Source organism: Curtobacterium sp. ME26 (assembly GCF_903970945.1).
GTDB lineage: Bacteria > Actinomycetota > Actinomycetes > Actinomycetales > Microbacteriaceae > Curtobacterium > Curtobacterium citri.
In genome coordinates, this window is the sequence record NZ_CAJCKG010000007.1 from 42,850 (window position 1) to 67,406 (window position 24,557).

Sequence of the window (24,557 nt, forward strand, 5' to 3'; positions counted from 1 at the left end):
CGGCAAGTTACCCAAGCGGCCAAAGGGATCTGACTGTAAATCAGCCGGCGTAGCCTTCGGGGGTTCGAATCCCTCACTTGCCACGGTCCGCAACGGATCGAACAGCCCCGTCCGGATCGGACGGGGCTGTTCTCGTTCCACCGGTTGCGATCCCGGCGAGCACGACGTCGTTCGGGCAGGCTGGTCGCATGTCCGACATGCTGACGCCCACGCAGTTCGCCGACCTCGCCGAGTCGATCGCCCGGGAGGCCGCGGCCCTCGCCGCCCGCCGCCGGGCCGAGGGCGTCGAGGTCGCGGACCGGAAGTCGAGCATCGTCGACGTGGTCACGGCCGCCGACCGTGAGGTCGAGGCACTCGTCCGGTCCCGCATCGCCGAGGCGCGACCCGACGACGGCTTCCACGGCGAGGAGTCCGGGTCGGGCGCGGGGACCACGGGCATCACGTGGGTGGTCGACCCGATCGACGGCACGGTCAACTACCTGTACGGCAGCGAGCAGTACGGCGTCAGCATCGGCGTCGTGCGGGGGAGTGCCGACCCGACGACCTGGGAGGCACTCGCCGGGGTGGTCGTGGTCCCCGCGACCGGCACCGTCTTCCGGGCGGCCCGCGGCGAGGGTGCGACGCGCGACGGCGCACCGCTCCGGGTCGCCGCTCCGGCGTCGCTGGCGGAGACGCTCGTCGCGACCGGGTTCGGCTACACGGCCGACCGGCGGCGCGAGCAGGTCGCGGTCCTGGCGGGGCTCATCGGAGAGGTCCGCGACGTCCGGCGTGCCGGAGCGGCCTCGCTCGACTGCTGCGCGGTCGGGGCCGGGACGGTCGACGCGTACTACGAGCGCGGCATCAACCCGTGGGACATGGCGGCCGGTGCGGTCGTGGCGGCCGAGGCCGGTGCGGTCGTCCGCGTGTGGGAGGCCGGCGGCACCCGCTCCTTCCTGTTCGCCGCCCCCGCGGTGGCCGACGAGCTCGAGGCCCTGGTCCGGCGGCTCGAGGCCGACGTCCTCGGGGGCTGACCGCCGACGGCTCTCCCTCTGGGCACTGCACCGACGTGCACCCGACTGGCGGCGCGCGGCGGCCCCTGCTAGCGTGCTGCAGTCCCGTTACCTGCTCGTTACCAACGAGCGCCTCGCGCCCCGATCAGGATCACCACCGAACACATGCCCCACGCTCCCCGAACGCTCACCTCGCCCGACGTCACGACCGGTCCCCAGCCGGTGGTGCACCTCACCCGACGTGCACGCATCGAAGCGGAGCGACGGGCTGCTGCGGCCGCGGTACAGCCGTCCATCGACGGTCCCGCCGCGCCGGTGACGCCTGCCGCCCCGGTCTCGCCGATCGATCTCGCGCCGGCCTCGCCCGTCCGCCCCGCCCCCTCGGCGGGCGCCGTGACGCCGCCGGCCCCGGTCTCGCCGGACGTGGCGCCGGTGCTCGACGCGGTCCCGGCGGCCGATGCGACGCACACGCCGACGTCCGTCGCCCCGGCGCCCGAGCGGGCGCGTCGCGGGACCGGACGCGCGCCCTCAGCCGACCGACCGCCGCGTGCGTCCCGGGCCGCCGCCGCCGTGCACGTCGACCGGGCCACCCGGCACATCCCGGCCACGCCGAAGGCACCCGCGGCAGCTCCGCACGTCGACCAGGGCGTGTCCTTCCGGCGGACCGCCTCGCGCGTGACGGCCGTCGGCGCACTCCTCTTCGCCGCCGGGCTCGTCGTCTCGACGTCACTGCCGGCGCAGGCGCTCTGGGTCCCGCCGGCGGACACGACCGCCCTCCGCACGACCGCGGGCGACGCTCAGTCGCTCAGCGTCGGACAGGCCGCCGGCGACGCGGAGACCGCGCGCGACCAGTACTCCGTGACCGCGGCCACGCAGTACGCCAACGTCGACTCGTCCTCGTTCTCCAACGACCCGAACGGCACGATCCAGTGGCCGTTCCTCACGGGGGTCCCGATCACGTCGGGCTTCGGCGGTCGGCAGGTCGAGGGCTGCTCGTTCTGCTCGACGAACCACATGGGCGTCGACTTCGCCCCGGGCGAGGGCACGCCCATCCGGTCCGTCGCTGCCGGCACGGTCATCAAGGTGCAGGCGCACGACGGTGGCTTCGGCAACGACGTCTGGGTGCAGCACGACGTCGACGGCAAGCAGTTCGTCAGCGTCTACGGGCACATGAAGGACGGCACGTTCAAGGTCGTCACCGGCCAGCAGGTCGCCGTGGGTGACGAGCTCGGCGAGGTCGGCTCGACGGGCAACTCGACGGGCCCGCACCTGCACCTGGAGATCCACGTCGACGGTGTCCCGGTGGACCCGCTGACCTGGCTCCGCGCCAACGCGAACTAGCGGGGGAGCGGCGGCACGCCCGGGCGTCACGCCCGGTTCCTGACCACCGCCGCGCGTCTGCTACTCTCGTGTGGTGCCGCCGAGCGGCACTCGCCCCGATAGCTCAGTGGTAGAGCACTTCCATGGTAAGGAAGGGGTCGTCAGTTCAATCCTGACTCGGGGCTCCGACCCGGAGCGGCAGTCGCTCCGGATCTCTGGCGGGGTAGCTCAGTTGGTTAGAGCACACGACTCATAATCGTGGGGTCACGGGTTCAAGTCCCGTCCTCGCTACCACGGGCCCGGCGATCACTTCGCCGGGCTTTCGTCGTTCCCGGGCGCGTCCGCCCTCCCGCTGCGCCCGGCGCTCCCGCTGCCCGTTCCTTCCCATCGCATGCGCGGTACCGAGCGGAACCGGGCACACCTGGTGGTCCGTGCCGACCAGGTACGCCCGAATCCGCCGAGTACGCCCGATCTCGCCAGGGGTGCCAAGGCGTTCGGGGACCGTCCGCGCTGCCGTGACGACAGCACGGCCGGGCCCGCTCCCGCTGCCCGTTCCTTCCCATGACAGGCGCGGTACCGAGCGGAACCGGGCATGCCTGGTCGTCCGTTGCGACCAGGTACGCCCGATCCCGCCAGGCACGCCCGAACTCGCCAGGGGCGCCGGAGCCGCACAGCGCCGCACCGCCCCCCGTCGCCCCTCAGCGCGTGGGAGTGGTCAGCAGCCCGGCGGCGCGGAGCGCCCGCTCCAGCGTCGTCGAGACCTGCCGCCACGCGGTGCGCCGCCGTCCCGCGCCGATGCTGCCGCCGGACACCGCCGTGGCGTGCTGCGCGTGGCGGAGCGTGATCGTGGTCGAGGTCCCCGTGACGGTCGTCGACAGCTCGTACCGCCGGAACTCCCGCGACGGGTGCACCATCGCCCCGAGCAGGATGGTCAGCAGGCGGTTCCCCGTCGTCGCCGTGATCGTGCCCCCGGTCGACTCGACCCGGTGGCCGCTCTGCCGGAGCGCCGCACCGGCGACCTCCATGGCGGTGCAGCGGTCTCCCGTGTGGACGGCGTACTGCGTCGTGTGCTCCATGTGTTCCTCCCCGAACCCGGAGTCCTCCCCGACCTCCCCCCGGAAGCCGTGCGACGAGCATAGCCGATGCAACCTCACGACCGGGGGCGTGTCGCGGGCGCTCGGTAGACTGCCGTCCGTGTCAGTGAACCCCGAGCTCGTCGGCAGGACGTTCCCGCCGGCCCAGCCCTACCTGGTCGGTCGCGAGAAGGTGCGCGAGTTCTCGCGCGCCGTGTTCGCGACGAACCCGATCCACCACGAGCCCGAGGCCGCCCGTGCCGCCGGGTACGCCGACGTCGTCGCGCCGCCGACCTTCGCCGTCGTCGTGCAGGAGGCCACCCTCGCGCAACTCCTCGCCGAGCCCGACGCCGGCATCGACTTCTCGCGCGTCGTGCACGGCGAGCAGTCCTTCACGTACGACCGACCGATCGTGGCGGGCGACGAGCTCACCGCGACCCTCACGGTGACGAGCGTCAAGACCCTCGGCGGCAACGCCATGGTGACGGCCGAGAGCACGATGGACGACGCCACGGGGGAGCACGTCGTCACGGCGACCTCCACCCTCGTGGTCCGAGGAGACGACGCATGACCGCCGCACCCGCCACCGCGCTCGAGGTCGGCACCGTCGTCGCCGAGCGCGAGGTCCACCTGACCCGCGACGCCCTCGTCCGCTACGCCGGCGCCTCGGGCGACTTCAACCCGATCCACTACCGCGACGACGTCGCCGCGTCGGTCGGGCTCCCCGGCGTCCTCGCGCACGGCATGCTCACCATGGGCCTCGCCGTGCAGCCGGTCGCCGAGTGGCTCGGCGACACCGGGTGGGTCGCGCGCTACGGCGTCCGGTTCACCCGCCCCGTCGTGGTCGACCCGGAGCAGGGCGCCACCGTCGGCGTCGTCGCCAAGGTCGGCACGGTCGACGACCAGGGTCGTCCGCAGCGCATCGACCTGACCGTGACCGCCGCCGGGCAGACCGTGCTCGGCAAGGCGCAGGTCACGGTGGTGTTCCGCTGACCGTGTCGACGCGGTTGGCCGACCTGACCACGTTCCGCGTGGGCGGACCCGCCGCGACGCTCCTGACCGCCGACACGACCGAGGAACTCGTCGCCCACGCGCACACCGCGTGGCAGGACGACGAGTGGCTGGTCGTGGGCGGCGGCAGCAACCTGCTCGTCGCCGACGACGGCTTCGCCGGCACGGTCGTGCTCGTCCGCACGCACGGGCTCGAGGCTGATCCCGACGACGACGGCGTCACCGTCCGCGTCGCGGCCGGTGAGCCGTGGGACCGGTTCGTCGCCACGACCGTCGAGAACGGCTGGACCGGCCTGGAGGCACTGAGCGGCATCCCGGGCACGGTCGGTGCCGCCCCCGTGCAGAACATCGGCGCCTACGGGGTCGAGCTCTCCGACGTGCTCACCCGGGTCGAGTTCCTCGACGCGTCGACGGGGGACCGCGCGTGGGTGGACGCGGCCGAGCTGGCGCTCGGCTACCGCACCTCGACCCTGAAGCACGGGCGGCGCGGGGTCGTGCTGACCGTGGAGTTCCGGCTCGGGGCCGCGGCGGACGCCGGTGTCCCGGTCCGTTACGCCCAGCTCGCCGGGTCGCTCGGCGTCGAGCTCGGCACGCCCGTCGACCCGCTCACGATCCGGCGGACGGTGCTGCGCCTGCGGTCCTCGAAGGGGATGGTGCTCGACGACGCCGACCCGGACACGTGGAGCGCGGGGTCGTTCTTCACGAACCCGATCGTGTCCGCGGCCTTCGCCGAGACGCTGCCGACCGAGGCACCCCGGTGGCCGGCCGGCGACGACGTCAAGCTCAGCGCCGCCTGGCTCATCGAGCACGCCGGGGTGCACCGCGGGTACGCGGTGCCCGGGTCGCGCGCCGCGATCTCCTCGAAGCACACCCTCGCGCTGACGAACCGCGGCGACGCGACGGCTGCGCAGGTCGCGGAGCTGGCCCGCTACGTGCAGGTGACGGTGCTCAACCGCTTCGGGGTCTCCCTGGTGCCGGAGCCCGTCGTGGTCGGCGACCTGCTCGCCGCGAGCTGACCACCGGGCCGGTCACGCGCCTCCCGGCAGGACGACGGCGCAGACCGACGGCCCGCCTCCTGCCGGAGGCGGGCCGTCGTCCGTGTCACGCGGAGAAGAACGCCGCCAGGCGACGCACGCCCTCGGCGATGTCGTCGTCGCCCAGCGCGTACGACAGGCGGAGGTAGCCCGACGGGCCGAACGCCTCGCCCGGGACCACCGCGACCTCGGCGTGTTCGAGGATCAGGTCGGCCAGCTCGAGGGTCGTGGCCGGGGTCGTGCCGGCCCACTCGCGGCCGAGCAGCGCGGTGACGTCCGGGTAGACGTAGAAGGCGCCCTTCGGCGTCGGCGTGACGAAGCCCGGGATCGCGTTGAGCCCCTCGACGATCGCGCGGCGACGGCGGTCGAACGCCTCGCGCATGGCCGCGACCGGCTCCTGCGGACCGGTGAGCGCGGCGATCGCCGCACGCTGCGACACGTTCGCGACGTTCGACGACAGGTGCGACTGCAGGTTCGACGCGGCCTTCACAGCGTCGGCCGGGCCGATGAACCAGCCGACGCGCCAGCCGGTCATCGCGTAGGTCTTCGCGACGCCGTTCACCAGGATGGTGGTGTCGGCGAGGGCGGGGACCGCCTCGAGGATGCCGGTGAACCGGACGTCGTCGTAGACCAGGTCCTGGTAGATCTCGTCGCTGATCACCCAGATGCCGTGCTCGAGCGCCCACTCGCCGATCGCCCGGGTCTGCTCGGCGGAGTACACCGACCCGGTGGGGTTCGACGGCGAGCAGAACAGCAGCGCCTTGGTGCGGGGCGTCCGGGCGGCCTCGAGCTGCTCGACGGTGACCAGGTACTCCTGGTCGCTGCCGGCGAAGACCTCGACCGGGGTGCCGCCCGCGAGCCGGATCGCCTCCGGGTACGTGGTCCAGTACGGCGCGGGGAGCAGGACCTCGTCCCCGGTGTCGACGACGGTCTGGAACGCCTGGTAGACGGCCTGCTTGCCGCCGTTCGTCACGATGACCTGCGCGGGGTCGACCGTCACGCCGGACTCGCGCGCGGTCTTCTCGGCGACGGCGCGCTTGAGCTCCGGCAGACCCGTGGCCGGCGTGTACCGGTGGTTGGCCGGGTCCTGCACGGCGAGGACGGCCGCCTCGACGACGTGCTGCGGGGTCGCGAAGTCGGGCTCGCCCGCGGCGAACGAGACGACCGGGCGGCCGGCGGCCTTGAGCGCCTTGGCCTTGGCATCGACCTTGAGGGTCGCCGACTCCGCGATCGCGGCGATGCGCGAGGCGATGCGCGGGTGGTCGGTGGTCGCGGACTCGGGGGCGGTGGACTCAGGGCCGGGGGCTGCGGTGCTCACGGTCCCCAGCCTACCGACGCGGCACGCCGTGGCGGGGGCCGAGTGGACAGCGTGTGACGGACTCCCGTACACTCGACCACCGGCGCACGGAACGGTCTCGCTCCGTGCCCCGAGGGGTTCGTCCCCTCTAGGGCGGTGGCTCAATTGGTAGAGCAGCGGTCTCCAAAACCGCAGGTTGCAGGTTCGAGTCCTGTCCGCCCTGCAAGTTCCGGAAGGTGTGAAGTTGGCGAGCAAGGACATGGAGACGACGACGGACGACGTCGTCGCGAAGGCGAAGGCCGACCGCGCCGCGCGCGGAGGGCCGTTCGCCGCCATCGCGCTCTTCATCCGCCAGGTCATCGGCGAGCTCCGCAAGGTCGTCACGCCGACGCGCAAGGAGCTCTTCAGCTACACCGGCGTCGTGCTCGTCTTCGTCGTCGTCATGATGATCCTCGTCTCGATCCTCGACTTCGTCTTCGGTCTCGGCGTCGGTTACGTCTTCGGCAACGGTCCCACGGTCTGACCCGACGGCGGCCGGCCCGATGGTGGTCGGTCCGACGGCGGCTGGCCTGACCGGATCCCGACAGGAGTACGGTCGCCACCGAGACGTCGACCGATGCGCACCGCTCCGGCCGACCACCCGATCCGCACCACCGAACGGAAAGAACCGCAGTGTCTGACTACTCCCGCGACGACATCGACCTCGCCACGGCTGCCGAGCAGTCCTCCGAGGTCGAGGAGAACCAGGAAGGCGACGTCGAGACCGCAGAGGCCCGTTCGGTCGAGTCCGCCGAGGAGCGTGCGATCTCCGTCGAGGACGAGGACGACGACTCCCTCGGCCTGAGCGACGAGCCCGACGACGGCACGGTCGACACCTCGATCGACGAGGCCCTGACGGCCCTGGCCGAGTCCCGCGACCCCGAGGCCGACGCCGTCGTGGACGACGCGCTCGAGATCGACTCCGCCGACGAGGCCGAGGCCGCCGTCGAGGCGGTCGAGGACGAGGAGGAGTCCGAGCTCGAGGACGCCGCCGCCGCCGAGGCGAACGAGACGCTCGCCGCCGACGAGGCCCTCGATGCCGACGACGCCGACGAGGAGCCCGCCGAGGTCGACCCGTACGAGGCCTTCAAGGCCGAGCTGCGGATGAAGCCGGGCAAGTGGTACGTCATCCACTCCTACGCGGGCTTCGAGCGCCGCGTGAAGTCGAACATCGAGAACCGCATGGTCTCGATGTCGATGGAGGACTACATCTACCAGGTCGAGGTCCCGATGGAGGACGTCGTCGAGATCAAGAACGGGCAGCGCAAGCTGGTCACCCGCGTCCGGATCCCCTCGTACGTGCTCGTCCGCATGGACCTCGACGAGGACTCGTGGTCCGTCGTGCGACACACCCCGGGTGTCACCGGCTTCGTCGGCAACGCGCACAACCCCACCCCGCTCCGCTTCGACGAGGCGTTCGGCATGCTGAAGTCGCTGGTCCAGGTCGCCGAGGCGGCCCCGACCAAGGGCGGCGGCAAGTCCGGCGGTGCCGTGCAGGCGCAGCCGCAGGCCGAGGTCGACTTCGAGATCGGCGAGACCATCACCATCAAGGAGGGCTCGTTCGCGGGCCTGCCGGGTTCGATCTCCGAGATCAAGCCGGAGAGCGGCAAGCTCACCGTCCTCGTCTCGCTGTTCGAGCGCGAGACCCCCGTCGAGCTCAGCTTCGACCAGGTCACGAAGCTCTAGGTCGTCCCCACCCGTCGACCCGGTCTGGAGGATCGGGTAGACTACTGAGGTTTGGCCCCGCGCGCCCAGCGTGCGGGGCTTCACCGCGGTCCGGATCCGCCGGACCAGCGGGAGAGTGCACGGGACCCCGTGCGTTCGATTCCAGGAGGAAGCACACCATGGCACCGAAGAAGAAGGTCACGGGCCTGATCAAGCTGCAGATCAACGCGGGCGCCGCCAACCCGGCCCCGCCGATCGGTCCTGCGCTCGGTCAGCACGGCGTGAACATCATGGAGTTCTGCAAGGCGTACAACGCCGCGACCGAGTCGCAGCGTGGCAACGTCGTGCCGGTCGAGATCACCGTCTACGAGGACCGTTCGTTCACGTTCGTCCTCAAGACCCCGCCGGCTGCCGAGCTCATCAAGAAGGCTGCGGGCGTGCAGAAGGGGTCGTCGACCCCGCACACGGTCAAGGTCGCGAAGATCTCGATGGACCAGGTCCGTCAGATCGCCGAGACCAAGCAGGCCGACCTGAACGCCAACGACATCGAGCAGGCCGCGAAGATCATCGCCGGCACCGCGCGCTCGATGGGCATCACGGTCGAGGCGTAAGTCTCCGCCTGACCAGGCACACCCCCTCACCCCTTCCGTGGGAGAGCCTCGCCGGCTCGTCAACCACGTAGCTCTGCAAGGAGAACACCATGGCGAAGAAGTCCAAGGCCTACCAGGCCGCGGCCGCGAAGATCGAGGCCGACAAGTTCTACACCCCGAGCGAGGCAGTCGCCCTCGCGAAGGAGACCGGTTCGGCGAAGACCGACTCCACCGTCGAGGTCGCGCTGAAGCTCGGCGTCGACCCGCGCAAGGCTGACCAGATGGTCCGCGGCACGGTCATCCTGCCGCACGGTACGGGCAAGACCGCCCGCGTCATCGTCTTCGCCGTGGGCGCTGCGGCCGAAGCCGCCATCGCCGCCGGCGCCGACGAGGTCGGTGGCGACGAGCTCATCGCGAAGGTCGCCGAGGGCTACACCGCCTTCGACTCCGCCGTCGCGACGCCGGACCTCATGGGCAAGGTCGGTCGTCTGGGCAAGGTGCTCGGCCCGCGTGGCCTCATGCCGAACCCGAAGACCGGCACCGTGACGCCGAACGTGGCGCAGGCCGTCGGCGACATCAAGGGCGGCAAGATCGAGTTCCGCGTCGACAAGCACGCCAACGTGCACTTCGTCGTCGGCAAGGCCTCGTTCACCCCGGAGCAGCTCGACGAGAACATCTCGACCGCGCTCGAGGAGATCGTCCGCCTCAAGCCGAGCGCCTCGAAGGGCCGCTACATCACGAAGGGCGCCGTCTCGACGACCTTCGGACCGGGCATCCCGCTCGACGTCAACGCCATCTGATCCACTGATCAGTCCCAGGAGGCCCGCACCGACCACGGTGCGGGCCTTCCTGCGTTCCCGGGCCCGGGCCGGATAGCGTGGGTGCGTGCGGACCCTCGTGAACTCCTTGCGCCTCATCGTGGTCATCCTCGTCGTCGTCGCGATCGTGGCGCAGTGGCTCGTGAGCATGCGCACGCCGCAGTACTCGCCGTTCAACTTCTTCGGGTACTTCACCATCCAGTCGAACGTGTTCGTGGCGGTCGCCTTCGCCGTCGCCCTCGTGTCCGCCGCCCGTCGGAAGCGCGCCGACCTCGTCGTGAGCCTGCTGCGCGCGGCGGCGACGGTGTACATCGCCACGACGGGCCTCGTGTACAACACCCTGCTCACGAACGTCGACGTCTCGACGTCGGTGTCGTGGTCGAACGACGTGCTGCACCGGGTCGTGCCGGTCTGGGTCGTGCTCGACTGGCTGCTCTTCTCCGACCGTGCCCGGCTCCGGCTCCGGCACGTCTGGTGGTTCCTGGTCTACCCGGCCGTGTGGCTCGTCGTCGTGCTGGTCCGCGGCGCGACCGACGGCTGGGTGCCGTACCCGTTCCTGTCGCCGTCCCTCGGCTACGGCGTGGTCGCGCTGTACTGCCTCGGGATCGCGGTGTTCATCGCGCTCACGGGCATCCTCGTGATCGGGGTCAGCCGCCTGCGGACCCTGCGGGTCTAGACGCGGAACGCCCGCAGCTTGTCGAGCACCAGGTCGGCGAGCTGGACGAGTCCGCGGATCTGGTCGTCGTCGCGGTCGACCCACCGGCACTCGGGTTCGTCGGCGACCGGGACGAACTCGTCGTGACGCTCCCAGACGAACAGGGTGCGGTCGGCGCCGAGCACGTACTGCTGCCACCACACCTGGCGCAGGTAGTGCCGCGGGATGCTGCGCCAGCCCTTGCCGGTGGTCTTGATCTCGGCGAGGACGAGCCGCTGCGAGGCGTCGTACCCGACCCCGTCCGGCGTGGCGAGGTGGGCGCGGTTCGTGCTCGCGTGGAACAGGTGGGCCGAGGGCTCGATGCCGTGCGTCGCCGCGACCCAGGCGGCGATCACCGGTTCGCGGTCCTTCCCGTGCTCGGTGAACGCGTTGCCGGAGAACCGGGAGCCGTAGCGCTTGTCGGCGACGACGGCCTCGACGGCGCGGAGCGAGGCGAGCCGGGCGACGTCGGTCGCGGTGATCCCCATCGCCCGGGCACGGAGCCAGGCGACGCGGTCCGACGAGTGCGCGACGATGCGGTCGGTGTGCCCGCGGAGCGCGGTGAACGCACCGGAGGCCGCGGCGGACCGCGTACCGGACGTGACCGGCGAGGCGGGCACGGGGCGCTCCTCCAGGCCGGGGTCCAGGTCGCCCCACAGGGTGGGCTGCACGATCGTCACCCGACGATTCTCACCCCGCGCGCCGACACGGTGGTAACCGACGCGCGCTCCTTCCGCCGTCAGGAGACGAGCGCGCGTCCCTCGGCGTAGGCCACGAGCTCGTCGACCCCGGCGGGGGAGAGCGCGTAGCCGATCGCCAGTGCTGCCGCGCCCTGCAGTGCGGCGACGGAGCCGGCACGCGACTGCGCGATCACGAGGTGCTCGGTGGCGAGGGGCGTGGAGCGGGCGTAGACGACCTCGCGGACGCCGGCGAGCAGGTGTTCCCCGGCGCGCGTGATGGACCCGCCGAGCGTGATGACCGACGGGTTGACCAGGGACACGCACGTCGCGAGGACCTCGCCGATGTCGCGGCCCGCCTGCCGCACGGCACCGATGGCGTCGAGCTCGGCCCGGTTCACCAGGTCGATGACGTCGCCGCTCGTGTGCACGTCGTGGCCCTTCGCCCGCAGGGCACGGGCGATGGCGGGACCGGACGCCACGGCCTCCAGGCAGCCGGTGTTGCCGCAGTGGCACGGTACGTCCCCGGCGCGCGAGACCCGGACGTGCCCGATGTCGCCGGCCGTACCCTGCGCGCCGCGTCGGAGCTGGCCGTCCGAGACGATCCCGGAGCCGATGCCCGTGGCGACCTTCACGAAGAGCAGGTGGTCGACGTCCGGCCAGCCGTGCTGGCGCTCCCCGAGGGCCGCGATGTTGACGTCGTTGTCGAGCAGGACGTGGGCCGCGACGTGTCCGCGGAGCCACCCGGGGACGTCGAAGCCGTCCCACCCGGGCATGATCGGCGGGTTCGCCGGGCGTCCGGTGGAGAACTCGACCGGACCGGGGACGCCGATGCCGATCGCGATGACGTCGTCGCGCGACCGACCGACCTCGTCGAGCAGCACGTCCACCGTCTCGACGAGCCAGGTGAGCGTCGGGACGGGGCCGGCGGCGATGTCGATGCGCGCCTCGCGCACGGCGAGGGTGGTGGCGGTGAGGTCCGTCACCGCGACGCGTCCGTGCGAGGCCCCGAGGTCGGCGGCGACCACCAGCCGGGCACCGGGCACCAGCGCGACCCGCGCGGGCGGGCGACCACCGGTGGACGCTGCCGTCTCGACCGGTCCGACGAGTCCGACGTCGATGAGGGCGTCGAGGCGCACGGCGATCGTCGAGCGCGCGAGTCCTGTCAGGGCGGCCAGCTCCGCCCGGGTCCGCGGCACGCCGTCGCGGAGGATCTGGAAGAGCTCGCTCGTCCCGACCGGAGGCGACGCTGCCGTCCGGGTGAAGTCGACCATGCCGGGAGTGAAGCACACATCGATCGCGCCACGCAACGAAGGTTGTCGAGGAGCTCGCAACTTCTGCTTGACCGCCGACAGAAGCGGCCATAGTGTTCCCCTCGATCAGTGACGATCCACCATCTCGACGAGGAGAACCCCTGGTGACCCAACCCCTCTCGGTCCAGCTCTACACGGTGCGCGACGCCCTCTCGGCGGACCTGCCCGGCACGCTCCGCCGCATCGCCTCCATCGGCTACACGAACGTCGAGGCCTTCGGCTACGTCGAGCACGCCGAGGAACTGCGCGACGCACTGGCCGACGCCGGCCTGCAGGCACCGAGCGGGCACGCCCGGCTGCTGGACGCCGGCGAGCAGGACCTCGAGCGCATCATGCACGCCAGCACGACGATCGGGATGCAGACGCTCATCGACCCGCACATCGACGAGGCCCGCTGGACGACCCGCGAGGACGTCGAGGCGATCGCCCGCGAGCTCAGTGCCCTCGCCCCCCGTGCCGCCGACCACGGGCTCGTGCTCGGCTACCACAACCACGCGTTCGAGTTCTCGAACCGCATCGACGGGGTCAGCGCCTACCAGGTGTTCGCGGACGCCCTGTCCGACGACGTCGTGCTCGAACTCGACACCTACTGGGTCACGGTCGGCGGCGACGACCCGGTCGCGGTCATCGGCCGGTACGGCGACAAGGTGCGGTTCCTGCACGTCAAGGACGGCGACGGCTCGCACGACGACAAGCGGCAGGTCGCCGTGGGCAACGGCGTCATGCCGATCCGGGACATCGTCGCCGCGGCACCGGACGCGCAGCACGTCGTCGAGCTCGACGACCACGAGGGCGACGTCTTCCAGGCCGTCACCGACTCGTACACGTTCCTCGAGGGCGTCCGCGCATGACCGACACCACCACGGCGGCAGCCGAGCAGGGGACGACCACGCAGCGCACCGGTCCGGTCGGGGTCGGCGTCATCGGCGCCGGCGTCATCTCCGACCAGTACCTGTCGAACCTCACCGTGTTCGCCGACGTCGAGGTCCGGTTCATCGCCGACATCGACCTCGACCGCGCGGCCGCCCAGGCCGAGAAGTGGGGCGTCCCCTCGTCGGGCACCGTCGAGCAGCTCCTGGCCGACGACGACATCGAGATCGTCGTCAACCTGACCATCCCCGCCGCCCACGTCGAGGTCGCGCTGCAGGTGCTGGCCGCCGGCAAGCACGTGTGGGGGGAGAAGCCCTACGCGCTCGACCGCACGAGCGCCGCGCAGCTCCGCGACGCCGCGGCCGCTGCAGGCAAGACCGTCAGCGTCGCACCGGACACCTTCCTCGGTGCCGGCCTGCAGACCGCGCTCCGCACGATCCGCGACGGCCGGATCGGCGCCCCGCTCAACGGTCTGACGCTCTTCCAGAGCCCCGGCCCGGAGTCGTGGCACCCGAGCCCCGAGTTCCTGTTCGCGTACGGCGCGGGTCCGCTGTTCGACATCGGCCCGTACTACATCACCACGCTCGTGCAGGTCTTCGGTCCGGTCGAGAAGGTCACGGCCACCGCGTCGAAGTCCCGTGCCACGCGCACGATCGGCTCCGGCCCGAAGGCGGGCACCGAGTTCCCCGTCGACGTGCCGACGAACCACTCCGCGCTCATCCAGTTCGCCAGCGGCGCGAGCGCGCAGAGCGTGTTCTCGTTCGAGTCCGACCGGGGCCGGGCCGGCTTCGTCGAGATCGCGGGGGAGCAGGGCACCGTCGTGTTCCCGGACCCGAACAACTTCGACGGCGACACCGAGCTCTACGCGCACGGTGCCGACGGCCCCGAGACGATCCCGGCCGTCGGTTCGACGTACACCCGCGGGACGGGCGTGGTCGACCTCGCCCGCTCGATCCGTGCCGGGCGGGAGAACCGGGTCCCCGGTGCCCTCGCCTTCCACGTCCTCGACGTGATGGTCTCCATCGCCGAGGCCGCCGAACGTGGTGAGACCGTGCTCGTCGAGAGCACGGTCGAGCCCTCCCCGACCCTCCCCGAGGGTTGGGACCCCGCGGAGCAGACCCTCTGACCCGCCCGCGGACCGCACCGTCGCGGTCCGCACGCGGGACCGGCTGCACCCCGCACCCGACACAGCAGCACCACCCTCAGCACCATCTCAACGACGAGAAAGTAGAGAGTCATGCGCACTGCCATCCGCGCACTGGCCATCACCGCGGCCGCGGCACTCACCGTGACCGGTCTGGCGGCCTGCTCCTCCGGGTCGTCCGGATCCTCCGGCGACTCGAAGACGCTCACGTACTGGGCGTCGAACCAGGGCACGTCCCTGCAGAACGACAAGGAGGTGCTCACCCCCGTCCTCGAGAAGTTCACCAAGGAGACCGGGATCAAGGTGAACCTCCAGGTCATCGGCTGGAACGACCTGCAGACGAAGATCACCACCGCCGTCACCTCGGGCCAGGGCCCCGACGTGGTCAACATCGGCAACACCTGGGCGACCTCGCTCCAGGCCACCGGCGCCTTCCAGGACTTCGGCGACTCGGAGATGCAGGCGATCGGCGGCGCCGACAAGTTCGGCAAGGTCGCGCTGTCCACCGGTGGCGCTCCGGGCAAGACCGTCACGAGCGTCCCGCTCTACGGCCTCGCGTACGGGCTCTACTACAACAAGCAGATGTTCAAGGACGCCGGTCTCGAGGCACCGACCTCGTGGGAGGACCTGACGGCGGACGCGAAGAAGCTGACCTCGGGTGACACCTACGGCTTCACCATCGCCGGTGGCTCGTACACCGAGAACGCGCACTTCGCGTTCATCAACTCGGCGCAGAACGGCGGCGAGTGGTTCGACAAGGACGGCAAGCCGACGTTCACCCAGAAGGCGAACGTCGACGGCATCAAGCGCTACCTCGACCTGATGCAGTCGGACAAGGTCGTCAACACCTCGAACGCCCAGTACGACAACGGCACGCAGGCGGTCTCGGACTTCGCGAACAAGAAGGCCGCGATGATGCTGACGCAGAACAACGCCAACGCGACGATCACGTCGAACGGCATGTCCGCCGACGACTTCGGTGTGGTGCCCTTCCCGGCGCCGCAGGGTGCGGAGGACATCGCGTCCTTCCCGGCCGGCATCAACCTGTCGATCTTCAAGAACACGAAGAACAAGGACGGTGCGCTGAAGTTCGTCAAGTTCATGACGAGCGAGGAGACCCAGACCACGCTCGACAAGCCGTACTCGGCACTGCCGGTGCTCGCCTCCGCTGCCGACTCGGTCACCGACGAGCAGACGAAGACGTTCCTCGACATCTACAACAACAAGGCGAAGCCGCTCCCGCTGGTGCCCGCCGAGGACCAGTTCGAGTCGACGGTCGGCAAGGCGATGAACGACATGTTCGCCAAGATCGCGACCGGCGGCACGGTGTCGGACAGCGACATCAAGACCGCGCTGCAGACCGCGCAGGACCAGGTCTCGCAGTCGGTCGGCTAGTCGGCCTGGAGGCCCGGGTCGCGTCCGCCAGGACGCGTCCGGGCCTCCTCCTCCCGCACCCGGCCCCGTGCCGGGGGTGAGCGCATCGGCTCACGCACGCCGCGCCTCCCGACCGCTGCCACGGTCCCGGGTCGCGAAGCACCGATCCCCCTCCTGCCGGAAGGCCCCCACCCATGACCACCTCGGTCCTGCCCGAATCCGAGCGCATCGACCTGACCCGCACGAAGGCCCCGACGCTCTCGGGGCCGCAGCCGGGGCGCAAGCCCAAGCGCCACTGGTTGCCGTACGCGCTGGTCGCGCCCGCGATCCTCTTCGAACTGCTCATCCACATCGTGCCGATGCTCACCGGCATCTGGATCTCGTTCGTCCAGCTCACCAAGTACTTCATCGCGAACTGGGGCGCAGCGCCGTTCGCGGGCCTCCGCAACTACTCGGTCGCGGTCGACTTCGACCAGGCGATCGGCCAGGGCGTCCTCAACTCGTTCCTGATCACCTGCGGCTACACGATCATCGTCGTGGCGCTCTCGTGGACCTTCGGCATGGCCGCCGCCGTCGCGCTGCAGAAGCCGTTCAAGGGACAGGGGCTGTTCCGCACGCTGTTCCTCGTGCCCTACGCACTGCCGATGTACGCCGGCATCATCACCTGGAAGTTCATGCTCCAGCGCGACTCCGGCGCGGTGAACCACGTCCTCGTCGACCAGCTCGGGCTGTTCGGCGGACAGGGCCCCTTCTGGCTCATCGGCAGCAACGCGTTCGTCTCGGTCGTCGTCGTGGCGATCTGGAAGACGTGGCCGTTCGCGTTCCTGATGCTCATGGCGGGTCTGCAGTCCGTGCCGAACGACGTCTACGAGGCCGCCTCGGTCGACGGGGCGAAGGCGTTCCGGCAGTGGCGCTCCATCACGCTCCCGATGGTCCGTCCGGTCAACGTGACGCTCGTGCTCGTGATGTTCCTGTGGACGTTCAACGACTTCAACACGCCGTTCGTGCTGTTCGGTTCGACCGCGCAGCCGCCGGCCGCCGACCTCCTCAGCTTCCACATCTACAACGCGTCGTTCATCACCTGGAACTTCGGCTCCGGGGCCGCGATGAGCGTCCTGCTCCTGCTCTTCCTGCTCATCGTCACCGGCATCTACCTGGCCGTGACCAACCGGAGGTCCGTCCGTGCGTGAGACACTCGGCGCCAAGTCGTTCAAGATCGTCACGATCGTCCTGCTGACGCTCTTCACGGTCGTCCCGCTCTACGTCATGGTCACCACGGCCATGAAGCCGCTCGGCGACGTGCAGAACAACTTCACGTGGATCCCGACGAACATCACCTTCCAGCCGTTCATCGACATGTGGTCGACCGTCCCGCTGGCGAAGTACTTCGTCAACTCGCTCGTCGTCTGCACCGTGGCGACCGTCTTCTCGCTCATCATCGCGACGTTCGCCGCCTACGGCGTCTCGCGGTGGAACTTCAAGGGCAAGAGCACGTTCACCACGGCGGTGCTCTCGACGCAGATGTTCCCGGGCGTCCTGTTCCTGCTGCCGCTGTTCCTCATCTTCACGAACCTCGGCAACGCGCTCGGGATCCAGCTCGTCGGCTCGTGGCTCGGCCTGATCATCACCTACCTGACGTTCACGCTGCCGTTCTCGATCTGGATGCTCTCCGGGTACTTCGAGACGATCCCGCGCGAGCTCGACGAGGCCGCGATGGTCGACGGCTCCGGCCCGATGGGTGCGCTGTTCCGCGTCATCCTGCCCTCGGCCCGCCCGGGCCTGGTGGCCGTCGGGATCTACTCGTTCATGACGGCGTGGGGCGAGGTGCTCTTCGCGTCGGTCATGACGAACGGCGACGGGCAGCTGCTCGCGAACGGCCTGCAGCAGTACTCCACGCAGACGAACGTGTACTGGAACCAGATCATGGCGGCGTCGCTCGTGGTGTCGATCCCGGTCGTGGTCGCGTTCCTCATCGTGCAGCGCCAGTTCGTGGCCGGCCTGACCGCGGGTGCGGTGAAGTAGGCGGAGGCTGCGTGCCCGAGGCTCGGCTCGGCGGACATCTTCGCGGCGACATGCCCGCGAAGATGTCCGCCTGTCCGAGCCTCGCCCGATCGACGACCGACAGGATGGACGCATGACAGGGGACCGCGGGCGCCAGCTGCTGCCCGGACAGACCAGCCGTGTGCACGTGTACGACGTCGCGTCGCGCACGAGCCGGCTCGTGTTCGAGTCGCGCTCGGTGCTCGTGGAGGCGCCGAACGTGCGCGCGGACGGCACGCTCGTGCTGAACGGGGACGGAGACCTCTGGCTCCTGACGCCACCGGCGCCGGGCAGCGGTACCGTGCTCGACGAGACCGCACTCGTGCGGGTGCCGATGCCCGGGGTCGACGAGATCAACAACGACCACGTGCTCGACCCCTCGGGGGAGTCCGTCGTGGTGAGCGCCCGCGACGGCGAGCTGTACCGGGTGCCCCTGCCCGACGGCGGGGCGGCGGACCGCATCACCGACACCGCCGCCGTGCTGCCCGTGGTCCGGAAGTACTACCTGCACGGCGTGGCCCCGGACGGCTCGGCGCTCGCCGCGATCGTGGGGGAGCGCACGCCGGAGGGCGTCTGGACGACCGACGTCGCCCTGGTCGACCCGGCCTCGGGGGCGACGACGTTCCTGACGCGCGACGAGCACCCCGACGACGGCTGCACCGTCGTGGGGGACGTCGTCGTGTTCAACACCGAGCGCTTCACCCCGGGGACGGCGCAGCTCGCGTGGCTGCGACCGGGGGCCGGCGACGCCGTCGTGGACACCCTCGTCCAGATCACCGGGGACGACCGGGTGAACTGGTTCCCGCACGTCTCCCCGGACGGGGCGCACCTGCTCTACCTGTCGTACGAGCCGGGCGTGCAGGGTCACCCGGCCGACCACCGTGTGGAGCTGCGCCTGCTCCCGGGGTCGCTCGTCCGCGGCGCACGGATCGCCGTCGTGCCGGAGACGCTCGTCGCGCTCGACGGCGGACAGGGCACCGTCAACGTGCCGCCGTGGTCGCCGGACTCGCGCTGGTTCGCGTACTGCGACTACCCGGTCGCCTGACGCCGACCTCGTCCCCGGCCCCGTCCCGTCTTACAGAGGGGGAGGGTCAGACGGCGTCGCCGTAGGTGCGGCGGAGGTGCTCGGCGTAGCCGCCGGGGGTGCGGCCGGCGAAGCGCCCGCTCGTGACCACCGGCAGCTCGGTCGTCGCACGGACGTCGAGCCCGAGTGCCCGGGCGCGCTCGACCAGCCGGACGTCCTCGTGCTCCGGGACGGGGTCGAACCCGCCGAGGGCGGCGTCCGCGTCCGCCCGGATGCCGAGGTTGGCGCCGTGCACGTGCCCGAGGGTGGCCCCCGGCGGGTGCGCCCGACGCCAGCGTTCGAGGACGACCGGGTCGAGGTCGTCCGGGTCGGGGACGACCGCGCCGACGAGCACGTGCGCCCCGGCGAGCATCGCGTCGACCTGCTGCACGAGCCAGTCGCGGTGCACACGGGAGTCGGCGTCGGTGTGCGCGAACCAGTGACGGCCGGGGACGACCCCGTCGGCGAGGAGCCGCGCGTGCGCGGTCCCGAGGGCACGGGCACGGCCGACGCCCACGTGCGCGGAGGTCCGGACGTGCAGCGCATCGCCGGACCACGTCGGGTCGGTCCGGCGCGCACGGTCGACGACCGCCGCGGTGCCGTCGGTGCAGCCGTCGAGCACGAGCGTCACGCCGACGGCGACGCCGGGGCGGTCGCGTGCGAGCGACGCGACCGCCGCCGACAGTGCGTCGAGCGACCGGCCGACCGTGTCCTCCTCGTCGTGCACCGGGACCACGACGTCGATGCGGGCGGTGCTCACCGGACGAGTCCCTGCGCCCGGGCGACCGACACGACCGACGGTCCGGGGAACACGCTGAGCACGAAGTCGTCCTCGACGTGGTGGACGATCGCCGGGCGTGGCCACCGGGCTGCGATGCGCGCGTCGACGGTGTCACCGTCGGTCACCGCCTCGTCGTCGGGGTGTCGCCAGTGGCAGGCGACGAGGACGCCGTCGTCGTCGAGCGAGTCGAGCACGCGGTCGACGGTCCGGTCGAGGTCGTCGGGCGACAGGTAGTAGCCGACCTCGGAGAGGACCACGAGGTCCCACCGACCCGACGGCCACTCGGCGGGGAATGCCGCCTGCTCGAACCGGGCGCCGGGAGCGCGTCGGCGTGCCTGCTCGATCGCTGCGGCGGCGACGTCGGTGCCGGTCACGCGGTCGGCCCGCTCGGTGAGCGCCGCCGTGAGGACACCGGTCGCGCAGCCGAGCTCCAGGGCTGAGCGGAACCGCGGACGGGGCAGCGCTGCGAGGGTGACGGCGCGCTTCCGCTGCTCGTACCAGGAGCCGTCGAAGTCCCACCCCTCGGGCTTCCGGGCGTAGTGCGCGGCGAACGACTCCGCCGACCGGGACCGCAGCGGTGCGAAGAACCACTCCTCGGCGCGCAGGTGGTGTGCGGCGTGCCGGTCGTCGACGATCGGCTCGTCCCCGGGGGCGTCCGACAGGGGCTCGGTCTGCGACGGGTACGCCGCGAGCGCCCGGGCCTTCCGGTCGCGCACGTCGGCGTCGAGCGGCAGCGCGCGTGCCCGGTCCCACGGCGCCACCGGGGCCGCGGGGTCGTCCCAGTGCCAGGCCCAGACCGGGTAGGCGAGCAGGTCGGTGCCGGGGGTCGCGGCGACGACCTGCTCGGCGACCTCGCCGGCGATGCGGTGGTCACGGTGCCCGTCGCCCCGCCAGGGGGCCACCACGAGCGTCGGGCGTGGTGCCCCGGCGAGCCGGTGCTCCAGGGCCGTCCGGAGCACGTCGACGTGCTCGCGGAGGCCGCCGTCCGGCACGTCCAGCTCGGTGGCGCTCGCCGCGGGGTGCAGGGTGCGCAGCGCCGCGCGGAACTCGTGGGACCGTCGCGGCGCGAGCTCCTCGGGTGTGGTCGTGGGGGAGTCCGGGTGGGAGCGCTCCCCGCGGGTGACGAGCAGGACGTGCACCGGGATCCCGGCGTCCGCGGCCACCGCGACGAGCCCACCGGCGCCGAGCGTCTCGTCGTCGGGGTGCGGCGCGACGACCACGACCGCGCCGACACCGCGCAGGTCGACGGGCGTCGGGGGGACGGCCGCCAGGAACGCCGTCCATGCCGCGGGGTCCGTGCCGGGCTCCCGGTGGTCGAAGCTCACCACGCGACACCGCCGCGCTCGAGGACGATCCGGCCGACCCGGGCGGTGTCCCGGGCCCCGTGGTCCTGCAGCACGTAGAGCCCGAGGTCGGCGACGCGGGCGGCGACCTCGACGTCCCGGGTCAGCGGTGCCGGTCCGACGGTGGACACGACACGCTGCAGCACGGCGTCGACCGCGCGGCGCACCCGGGAGCGGGTGACCTGCGCCAGGAGCGACCAGTCGGGGTCGGTGTCAGCACCGGGGTCGGTGTCCGCACCGTGCGCGCTGCCGTCGATGCGGGCCGCCGCCGTCGCGAGGGCGTCCTCCGCGTCGGCGAGGTCGAGGACGGTGGCGCCGAGGGCCTCCTGCAGCAGCTCGGACGACGGACGGGCCGCGGCGGTCGCGCGCAGCAGCCGGGCCAGGCCCACCGCACCGCCCCACCAGCAGGCAGCGACGCCGATCCCGCCCCAGGCGAAGCCCGGTCGGGTGAGGTACCACCCCGGGTCGCCGACCGGCTCCGCGGCGACACCGTCGAGCTCGACCGGCCCGCTCGGCACGTCGGGCATCCCGCGCGCGACCCACGACTCGTCGTGCACCGTGACGCCCGGCTGCCGCAGGTCGACCGCGAACAGCTGCCGCTCGTCGCCGACGTGCGCGGTGACGAGGGCGTGGGACAGCGACGAGGCGAGCGAGCACCACGGCTTGACCCCGTGCAGCCGCACGCCGCCCGAGGAGTCCCTCGTCGCCTCGAGTCGGAGGCCGGGGGCCTCCGCGGCGAACACTCCCCACGTCGAGTCGTCGGGCACGGGGACCCCGGCCTGGGCGAGGATGCCGAGCGCGTCGAGGTGCGGCTCGACGGTGCGGGCCGTCGCGACGTCCGCTGCGGCGACCGCCGCCAGCGTGGCGAGGACGGCACCGGCGGTGCCGGAGGTCAGGAGCGGGGTGGTGGACGCGAGGGTCCGCGCGACGGTGAGCCGCTCGGACGGGGTCGTACCGGGCCTCCCGGCAGACGCCTCGACGTCCGCGGTCCGGACCGCCGCAGCGGACGGTGGCCAGGCGGGGGAACGCAGCATGACCCCGACGCTACGGGGTGCGTGCCGAGGGCGTACCCGGACTCCTCCGGCTCCTGTCGTGCGATCCACAGAACGCAGAGGGGCGCTCCACAGACGCCTCATAGGAATCCCTCGATACTCGAAGACGTGACCATCTCCCAGCCCGCCGCAGCCCCACGTCTCACCCGCCTCGACGGCACCCCGTTGCGCATCCTCGTCGTCGACGACGAGGCCAGCCTGACGGACCTGCTCTCGATGGCGCTCCGGTACGAGGGGTGGGACGTGAAGAGCGCGAACGGTGGGCAGGACGCCCTCGCCACCGCGCGCGAGTGGAAGCCCGACGCGATGGTGCTCGACGTGATGATGCCAGACCTCGACGGCCTCCAGGTCCTCAGCAGGCTCCGACAGGCCGACGACGACACCCCGGTGCTCTTCCTCACCGCGAAGGACTCCGTCGAGGACCGCGTCACGGGCCTGACGGCGGGCGGCGACGACTACGTCACGAAGCCGTTCTCGCTCGAGGAGGTCGTGGCCCGGCTCCGTGGGCTCATCCGCCGCTCGCAGATCTCGGTGTCCGAGGCCGGCGACTCCCGCATCGTGGTCGGTGACCTCGTGCTCGACGAGGAGTCGTACGAGGTCTCCCGCGCCGGGCGGCCCGTCGAGCTGACCGCGACCGAGTTCGAGCTCCTGCGCTTCCTCATGCGGAACCCGCGGCGGGTGCTGAGCAAGGCGCAGATCCTCGACCGCGTCTGGTCCTACGACTTCGGCGGCAAGTCCAGCGTCGTGGAGATCTACATCTCCTACCTGCGCAAGAAGATCGACGCCGGCGAGACCCCGATGATCCACACGGTGCGGGGCGTCGGGTACGTCATCAAGCCGACGTCCTGAGGGGCGGCGACGTGACCCTCCGTCGACGGCTCGTCCTGAGCACGGTGGCGCTGGTCGTCGCCGTGAGCGCGGTGATCGGTGCCGGCAGCATCATCGCGCTGTTCTCCATCCAGCGGTCGGCGATCGACCAGCAGCTGCAGTACGCCACGAGCCGGGCGCAGAAGTCCCTGCAGAACCAGGGCCCGAACGGCCCGAGTCTCGAGATCGGGCGGCCCTCCGGACAGGCCGCGGGCACCCTGACCGTCTACTTCCTGAACGGCAACGCGGCGGTCGGCAGCGTGCTCGACAACGCCGGCGACGTGGACCGGATCTCGAGCGCCGCCGCCCGGCCGCTCGGCGAGGTGACGGTCGACGGTGCGGCGCACACGGTCGACCTCGGCAGCGAGCTCGGCCGCTACCGCGTCACGGCCGCCCCGGTCGGACCCGCCGTGCTCGTCGTCGGCCTGCCGATGGCACCCGTCTACGAGAGCGTCTGGAAGCTCCTCGGCGTCGTGCTCGTCGTCACCGCCGTCGCCCTGCTCGCCGCGTCGGCGGTGGCCGCGGCCGCGGTCCGTCGTTCCCTCCGGCCGCTCGACCGCGTCGCCGAGACCGCGTCGGCCGTCGCGCGGATGCCGCTGGAGCGCAGCGAGACCCTCGACGGCGTGCGCGTCCCCGACACCGATCCCCGGACCGAGGTCGGCCGCGTCGGCACCGCGTTCAACCGGATGCTCGGGCACATCGCCGGGGCGATGCAGGCGCGTGAGCGCTCCGAACAAAAGGTCCGGCAGTTCGTCGCGGACGCCTCGCACGAGCTGCGCACCCCGCTCGCGTCGGTCCGCGGGTACGCCGAGCTCACCCGCCGGATGGGGGCCGACCTGCCGCCGGACGTCGTGTACGCCATGAGCCGGATCGAGTCCGAGTCGGTCCGGATGACGAGCATGGTCGAGGACCTGCTGCTCCTCGCGCGGCTCGACGAGGGCCGCGAGGTCCAGTTCGCCGACGTCGACCTGACCGGTCTGGTCCTCGACGCCGTGAACGACGCGCACGCTGCATCGCCCGACCACGTCATCGCGCTCGACGTGCCGTCCGAGCCCGTCGTCGTGCCCGGGGACGCCGCGCGGTTGCACCAGGTGGTCGTGAACCTCGTGACGAACGCCCGGACGCACACCCCGGAGGGCACCCGGATCACCGTGGGCATCCACCGGGTCGCGGACGGGGTCGACCTGACCGTGCGCGACGACGGGCAGGGGATCGACCCGGAGTTCCTGCCGAAGCTCTTCGAGCGGTTCGCCCGGGCGGACAGCTCGCGGTCGCGGAGCGCGGGGTCGACGGGGCTCGGCCTGGCCATCGTGGACGCGGTCGTGCAGGCGCACGGCGGTCGGGTCGCGGTGGCGAGCGTGCCGGGGGACACCGTGTTCACGGTGCACCTGCCGACCATACGGCCGGCGGTGGCGACCGCCGACGGCTCGGCGACGGCGGTCCCGACCGCGTGACGGACGGGAGGCGCGGGGCGGGCCCGCACCGTGCCTCCCGTCCGACGGT

At 71.8% G+C, this 24,557-nt stretch carries 25 protein-coding genes and 4 tRNA genes; 22 read left to right on the forward strand and 7 right to left on the reverse strand.

Annotated features, from left to right (window positions below; translation table 11 throughout):
• The first annotated feature begins 1 nt into the window (after position 1).
• The 5 genes from H7A69_RS04440 to H7A69_RS04460 all read left to right on the forward strand — a co-directional run bounded on the left by H7A69_RS04440 (position 2) and on the right by H7A69_RS04460 (position 2,603).
• Positions 2–83 (forward strand) — tRNA-Tyr (locus tag H7A69_RS04440).
• Between the two features lie 114 nt (positions 84–197).
• Positions 198–1,010, forward strand: a complete 813-nt coding sequence (locus H7A69_RS04445) for an inositol monophosphatase family protein (RefSeq protein ID WP_411469348.1) — start codon at positions 198–200, stop codon at positions 1,008–1,010.
• 144 nt (positions 1,011–1,154) lie between these two features.
• On the forward strand, positions 1,155–2,330 hold the full coding sequence (locus tag H7A69_RS17600) for a M23 family metallopeptidase (protein WP_182045969.1): 1,176 nt from the start codon (positions 1,155–1,157) through the stop codon (positions 2,328–2,330).
• A gap of 92 nt (positions 2,331–2,422) precedes the next feature.
• Positions 2,423–2,494: transfer RNA gene (locus tag H7A69_RS04455), tRNA-Thr, on the forward strand.
• Between the two features lie 32 nt (positions 2,495–2,526).
• Positions 2,527–2,603, forward strand: a tRNA-Met gene (locus H7A69_RS04460).
• A 404-nt stretch (positions 2,604–3,007) separates the two neighbouring features.
• Here H7A69_RS04460 and H7A69_RS04465 read toward each other — a convergent pair.
• Positions 3,008–3,385 carry a hypothetical protein gene (locus H7A69_RS04465; RefSeq protein WP_182045970.1) on the reverse strand — a complete coding sequence of 126 codons (378 nt, stop codon included), beginning with the start codon at positions 3,383–3,385 and terminating at the stop codon, positions 3,008–3,010.
• Positions 3,386–3,503: 118 nt separating this feature from the next.
• Here H7A69_RS04465 and H7A69_RS04470 point away from each other — a divergent pair, with 118 nt between their 5' ends.
• Genes H7A69_RS04470 through H7A69_RS04480 form a run of 3 tightly spaced genes read left to right on the forward strand, consistent with a single transcriptional unit; the run spans position 3,504 to position 5,409 of the window.
• The gene (locus tag H7A69_RS04470; protein ID WP_083263847.1) at positions 3,504–3,953 is read left to right on the forward strand and encodes a MaoC family dehydratase N-terminal domain-containing protein; all 450 of its coding nucleotides are present in this window, start codon (positions 3,504–3,506) and stop codon (positions 3,951–3,953) included.
• Positions 3,950–4,375 (forward strand): MaoC/PaaZ C-terminal domain-containing protein, encoded by a 426-nt coding sequence (locus H7A69_RS04475; RefSeq protein WP_182045971.1) that lies wholly within the window; start codon positions 3,950–3,952, stop codon positions 4,373–4,375. The genes H7A69_RS04470 and H7A69_RS04475 overlap by 4 nt, the downstream gene beginning before the upstream one ends.
• A gap of 14 nt (positions 4,376–4,389) precedes the next feature.
• The gene (locus H7A69_RS04480) at positions 4,390–5,409 is read left to right on the forward strand and encodes a UDP-N-acetylmuramate dehydrogenase (RefSeq protein WP_259346079.1); all 1,020 of its coding nucleotides are present in this window, start codon (positions 4,390–4,392) and stop codon (positions 5,407–5,409) included.
• Positions 5,410–5,494: 85 nt separating this feature from the next.
• Here H7A69_RS04480 and H7A69_RS04485 read toward each other — a convergent pair whose 3' ends face one another.
• Entirely contained in the window at positions 5,495–6,745 is a 1,251-nt protein-coding gene (locus H7A69_RS04485) for a pyridoxal phosphate-dependent aminotransferase (RefSeq protein ID WP_182045972.1), read from the reverse strand.
• 129 nt (positions 6,746–6,874) lie between these two features.
• Between H7A69_RS04485 and H7A69_RS04490 the strand changes: the two genes are divergently transcribed.
• The 6 genes from H7A69_RS04490 (at position 6,875) to H7A69_RS04515 (ending at position 10,512) form a co-directional block, all read left to right on the forward strand.
• Positions 6,875–6,947, forward strand: a tRNA-Trp gene (locus H7A69_RS04490).
• 36 nt (positions 6,948–6,983) lie between these two features.
• Positions 6,984–7,247, forward strand: a complete 264-nt coding sequence (secE, locus tag H7A69_RS04495) for a preprotein translocase subunit SecE (protein WP_411266605.1) — start codon at positions 6,984–6,986, stop codon at positions 7,245–7,247.
• 149 nt (positions 7,248–7,396) lie between these two features.
• Positions 7,397–8,449: a transcription termination/antitermination protein NusG gene (nusG, locus tag H7A69_RS04500; RefSeq protein WP_182045973.1), complete on the forward strand. Its 1,053-nt coding sequence runs from the start codon at positions 7,397–7,399 to the stop codon at positions 8,447–8,449.
• Positions 8,450–8,607: 158 nt separating this feature from the next.
• Positions 8,608–9,039: a 50S ribosomal protein L11 gene (gene rplK, locus H7A69_RS04505; RefSeq protein WP_017888638.1), complete on the forward strand. Its 432-nt coding sequence runs from the start codon at positions 8,608–8,610 to the stop codon at positions 9,037–9,039.
• Positions 9,040–9,128: 89 nt separating this feature from the next.
• On the forward strand, positions 9,129–9,818 hold the full coding sequence (rplA, locus tag H7A69_RS04510; RefSeq protein WP_069712137.1) for a 50S ribosomal protein L1: 690 nt from the start codon (positions 9,129–9,131) through the stop codon (positions 9,816–9,818).
• Between the two features lie 85 nt (positions 9,819–9,903).
• Positions 9,904–10,512 (forward strand): Pr6Pr family membrane protein, encoded by a 609-nt coding sequence (locus H7A69_RS04515; protein ID WP_182045974.1) that lies wholly within the window; start codon positions 9,904–9,906, stop codon positions 10,510–10,512.
• Here the strand turns inward: H7A69_RS04515 and H7A69_RS04520 are convergent.
• The gene (locus H7A69_RS04520; RefSeq protein WP_182045975.1) at positions 10,509–11,210 is read right to left on the reverse strand and encodes a YqaJ viral recombinase family protein; all 702 of its coding nucleotides are present in this window, start codon (positions 11,208–11,210) and stop codon (positions 10,509–10,511) included. The genes H7A69_RS04515 and H7A69_RS04520 overlap by 4 nt on opposite strands.
• A 59-nt stretch (positions 11,211–11,269) precedes the next feature.
• On the reverse strand, positions 11,270–12,481 hold the full coding sequence (locus tag H7A69_RS04525) for an ROK family transcriptional regulator (protein ID WP_182045976.1): 1,212 nt from the start codon (positions 12,479–12,481) through the stop codon (positions 11,270–11,272).
• Positions 12,482–12,624: 143 nt separating this feature from the next.
• Between H7A69_RS04525 and H7A69_RS04530 the strand changes: the two genes are divergently transcribed.
• The 6 genes from H7A69_RS04530 to H7A69_RS04555 all read left to right on the forward strand — a co-directional run bounded on the left by H7A69_RS04530 (position 12,625) and on the right by H7A69_RS04555 (position 18,993).
• Positions 12,625–13,371 carry a sugar phosphate isomerase/epimerase family protein gene (locus H7A69_RS04530; protein WP_182045977.1) on the forward strand — a complete coding sequence of 249 codons (747 nt, stop codon included), beginning with the start codon at positions 12,625–12,627 and terminating at the stop codon, positions 13,369–13,371.
• On the forward strand, positions 13,368–14,516 hold the full coding sequence (locus H7A69_RS04535; RefSeq protein WP_182045978.1) for a Gfo/Idh/MocA family protein: 1,149 nt from the start codon (positions 13,368–13,370) through the stop codon (positions 14,514–14,516). Before H7A69_RS04530 ends, H7A69_RS04535 begins: the two co-directional genes overlap by 4 nt.
• A gap of 111 nt (positions 14,517–14,627) precedes the next feature.
• Positions 14,628–15,929: an extracellular solute-binding protein gene (locus H7A69_RS04540; protein ID WP_182045979.1), complete on the forward strand. Its 1,302-nt coding sequence runs from the start codon at positions 14,628–14,630 to the stop codon at positions 15,927–15,929.
• A gap of 173 nt (positions 15,930–16,102) precedes the next feature.
• Entirely contained in the window at positions 16,103–17,098 is a 996-nt protein-coding gene (locus tag H7A69_RS04545; protein WP_182045980.1) for a carbohydrate ABC transporter permease, read from the forward strand.
• Positions 17,091–17,930 (forward strand): carbohydrate ABC transporter permease, encoded by an 840-nt coding sequence (locus tag H7A69_RS04550; protein WP_182045981.1) that lies wholly within the window; start codon positions 17,091–17,093, stop codon positions 17,928–17,930. The genes H7A69_RS04545 and H7A69_RS04550 overlap by 8 nt, the downstream gene beginning before the upstream one ends.
• Before the next feature lie 112 nt (positions 17,931–18,042).
• Entirely contained in the window at positions 18,043–18,993 is a 951-nt protein-coding gene (locus H7A69_RS04555; RefSeq protein WP_182045982.1) for a TolB family protein, read from the forward strand.
• 46 nt (positions 18,994–19,039) lie between these two features.
• On the opposite strand, the gene H7A69_RS04560 is transcribed toward H7A69_RS04555, so the two are convergent.
• The 3 genes from H7A69_RS04560 to H7A69_RS04570 are packed head-to-tail and all read right to left on the reverse strand — an operon-like array spanning position 19,040 to position 22,169.
• The gene (locus H7A69_RS04560; protein ID WP_259346080.1) at positions 19,040–19,771 is read right to left on the reverse strand and encodes a glycosyltransferase; all 732 of its coding nucleotides are present in this window, start codon (positions 19,769–19,771) and stop codon (positions 19,040–19,042) included.
• Positions 19,768–21,117 (reverse strand): bifunctional PIG-L family deacetylase/class I SAM-dependent methyltransferase, encoded by a 1,350-nt coding sequence (locus H7A69_RS04565; RefSeq protein ID WP_259346081.1) that lies wholly within the window; start codon positions 21,115–21,117, stop codon positions 19,768–19,770. Before H7A69_RS04565 ends, H7A69_RS04560 begins: the two co-directional genes overlap by 4 nt.
• Complete coding sequence (locus H7A69_RS04570; protein ID WP_182045985.1) at positions 21,114–22,169, reverse strand: acyl-CoA dehydrogenase; 1,056 nt, start codon at positions 22,167–22,169, stop codon at positions 21,114–21,116. Before H7A69_RS04570 ends, H7A69_RS04565 begins: the two co-directional genes overlap by 4 nt.
• Before the next feature lie 126 nt (positions 22,170–22,295).
• Here H7A69_RS04570 and H7A69_RS04575 point away from each other — a divergent pair, with 126 nt between their 5' ends.
• Together H7A69_RS04575 and H7A69_RS04580 are read left to right on the forward strand one after the other, a co-directional pair.
• Complete coding sequence (locus H7A69_RS04575; protein WP_182045986.1) at positions 22,296–23,036, forward strand: response regulator transcription factor; 741 nt, start codon at positions 22,296–22,298, stop codon at positions 23,034–23,036.
• Positions 23,037–23,047: 11 nt separating this feature from the next.
• A complete protein-coding gene (locus H7A69_RS04580; protein WP_182045987.1) occupies positions 23,048–24,508 on the forward strand; it encodes a sensor histidine kinase in 1,461 nt (486 codons plus the stop codon).
• Positions 24,509–24,557 lie beyond the last annotated feature (49 nt).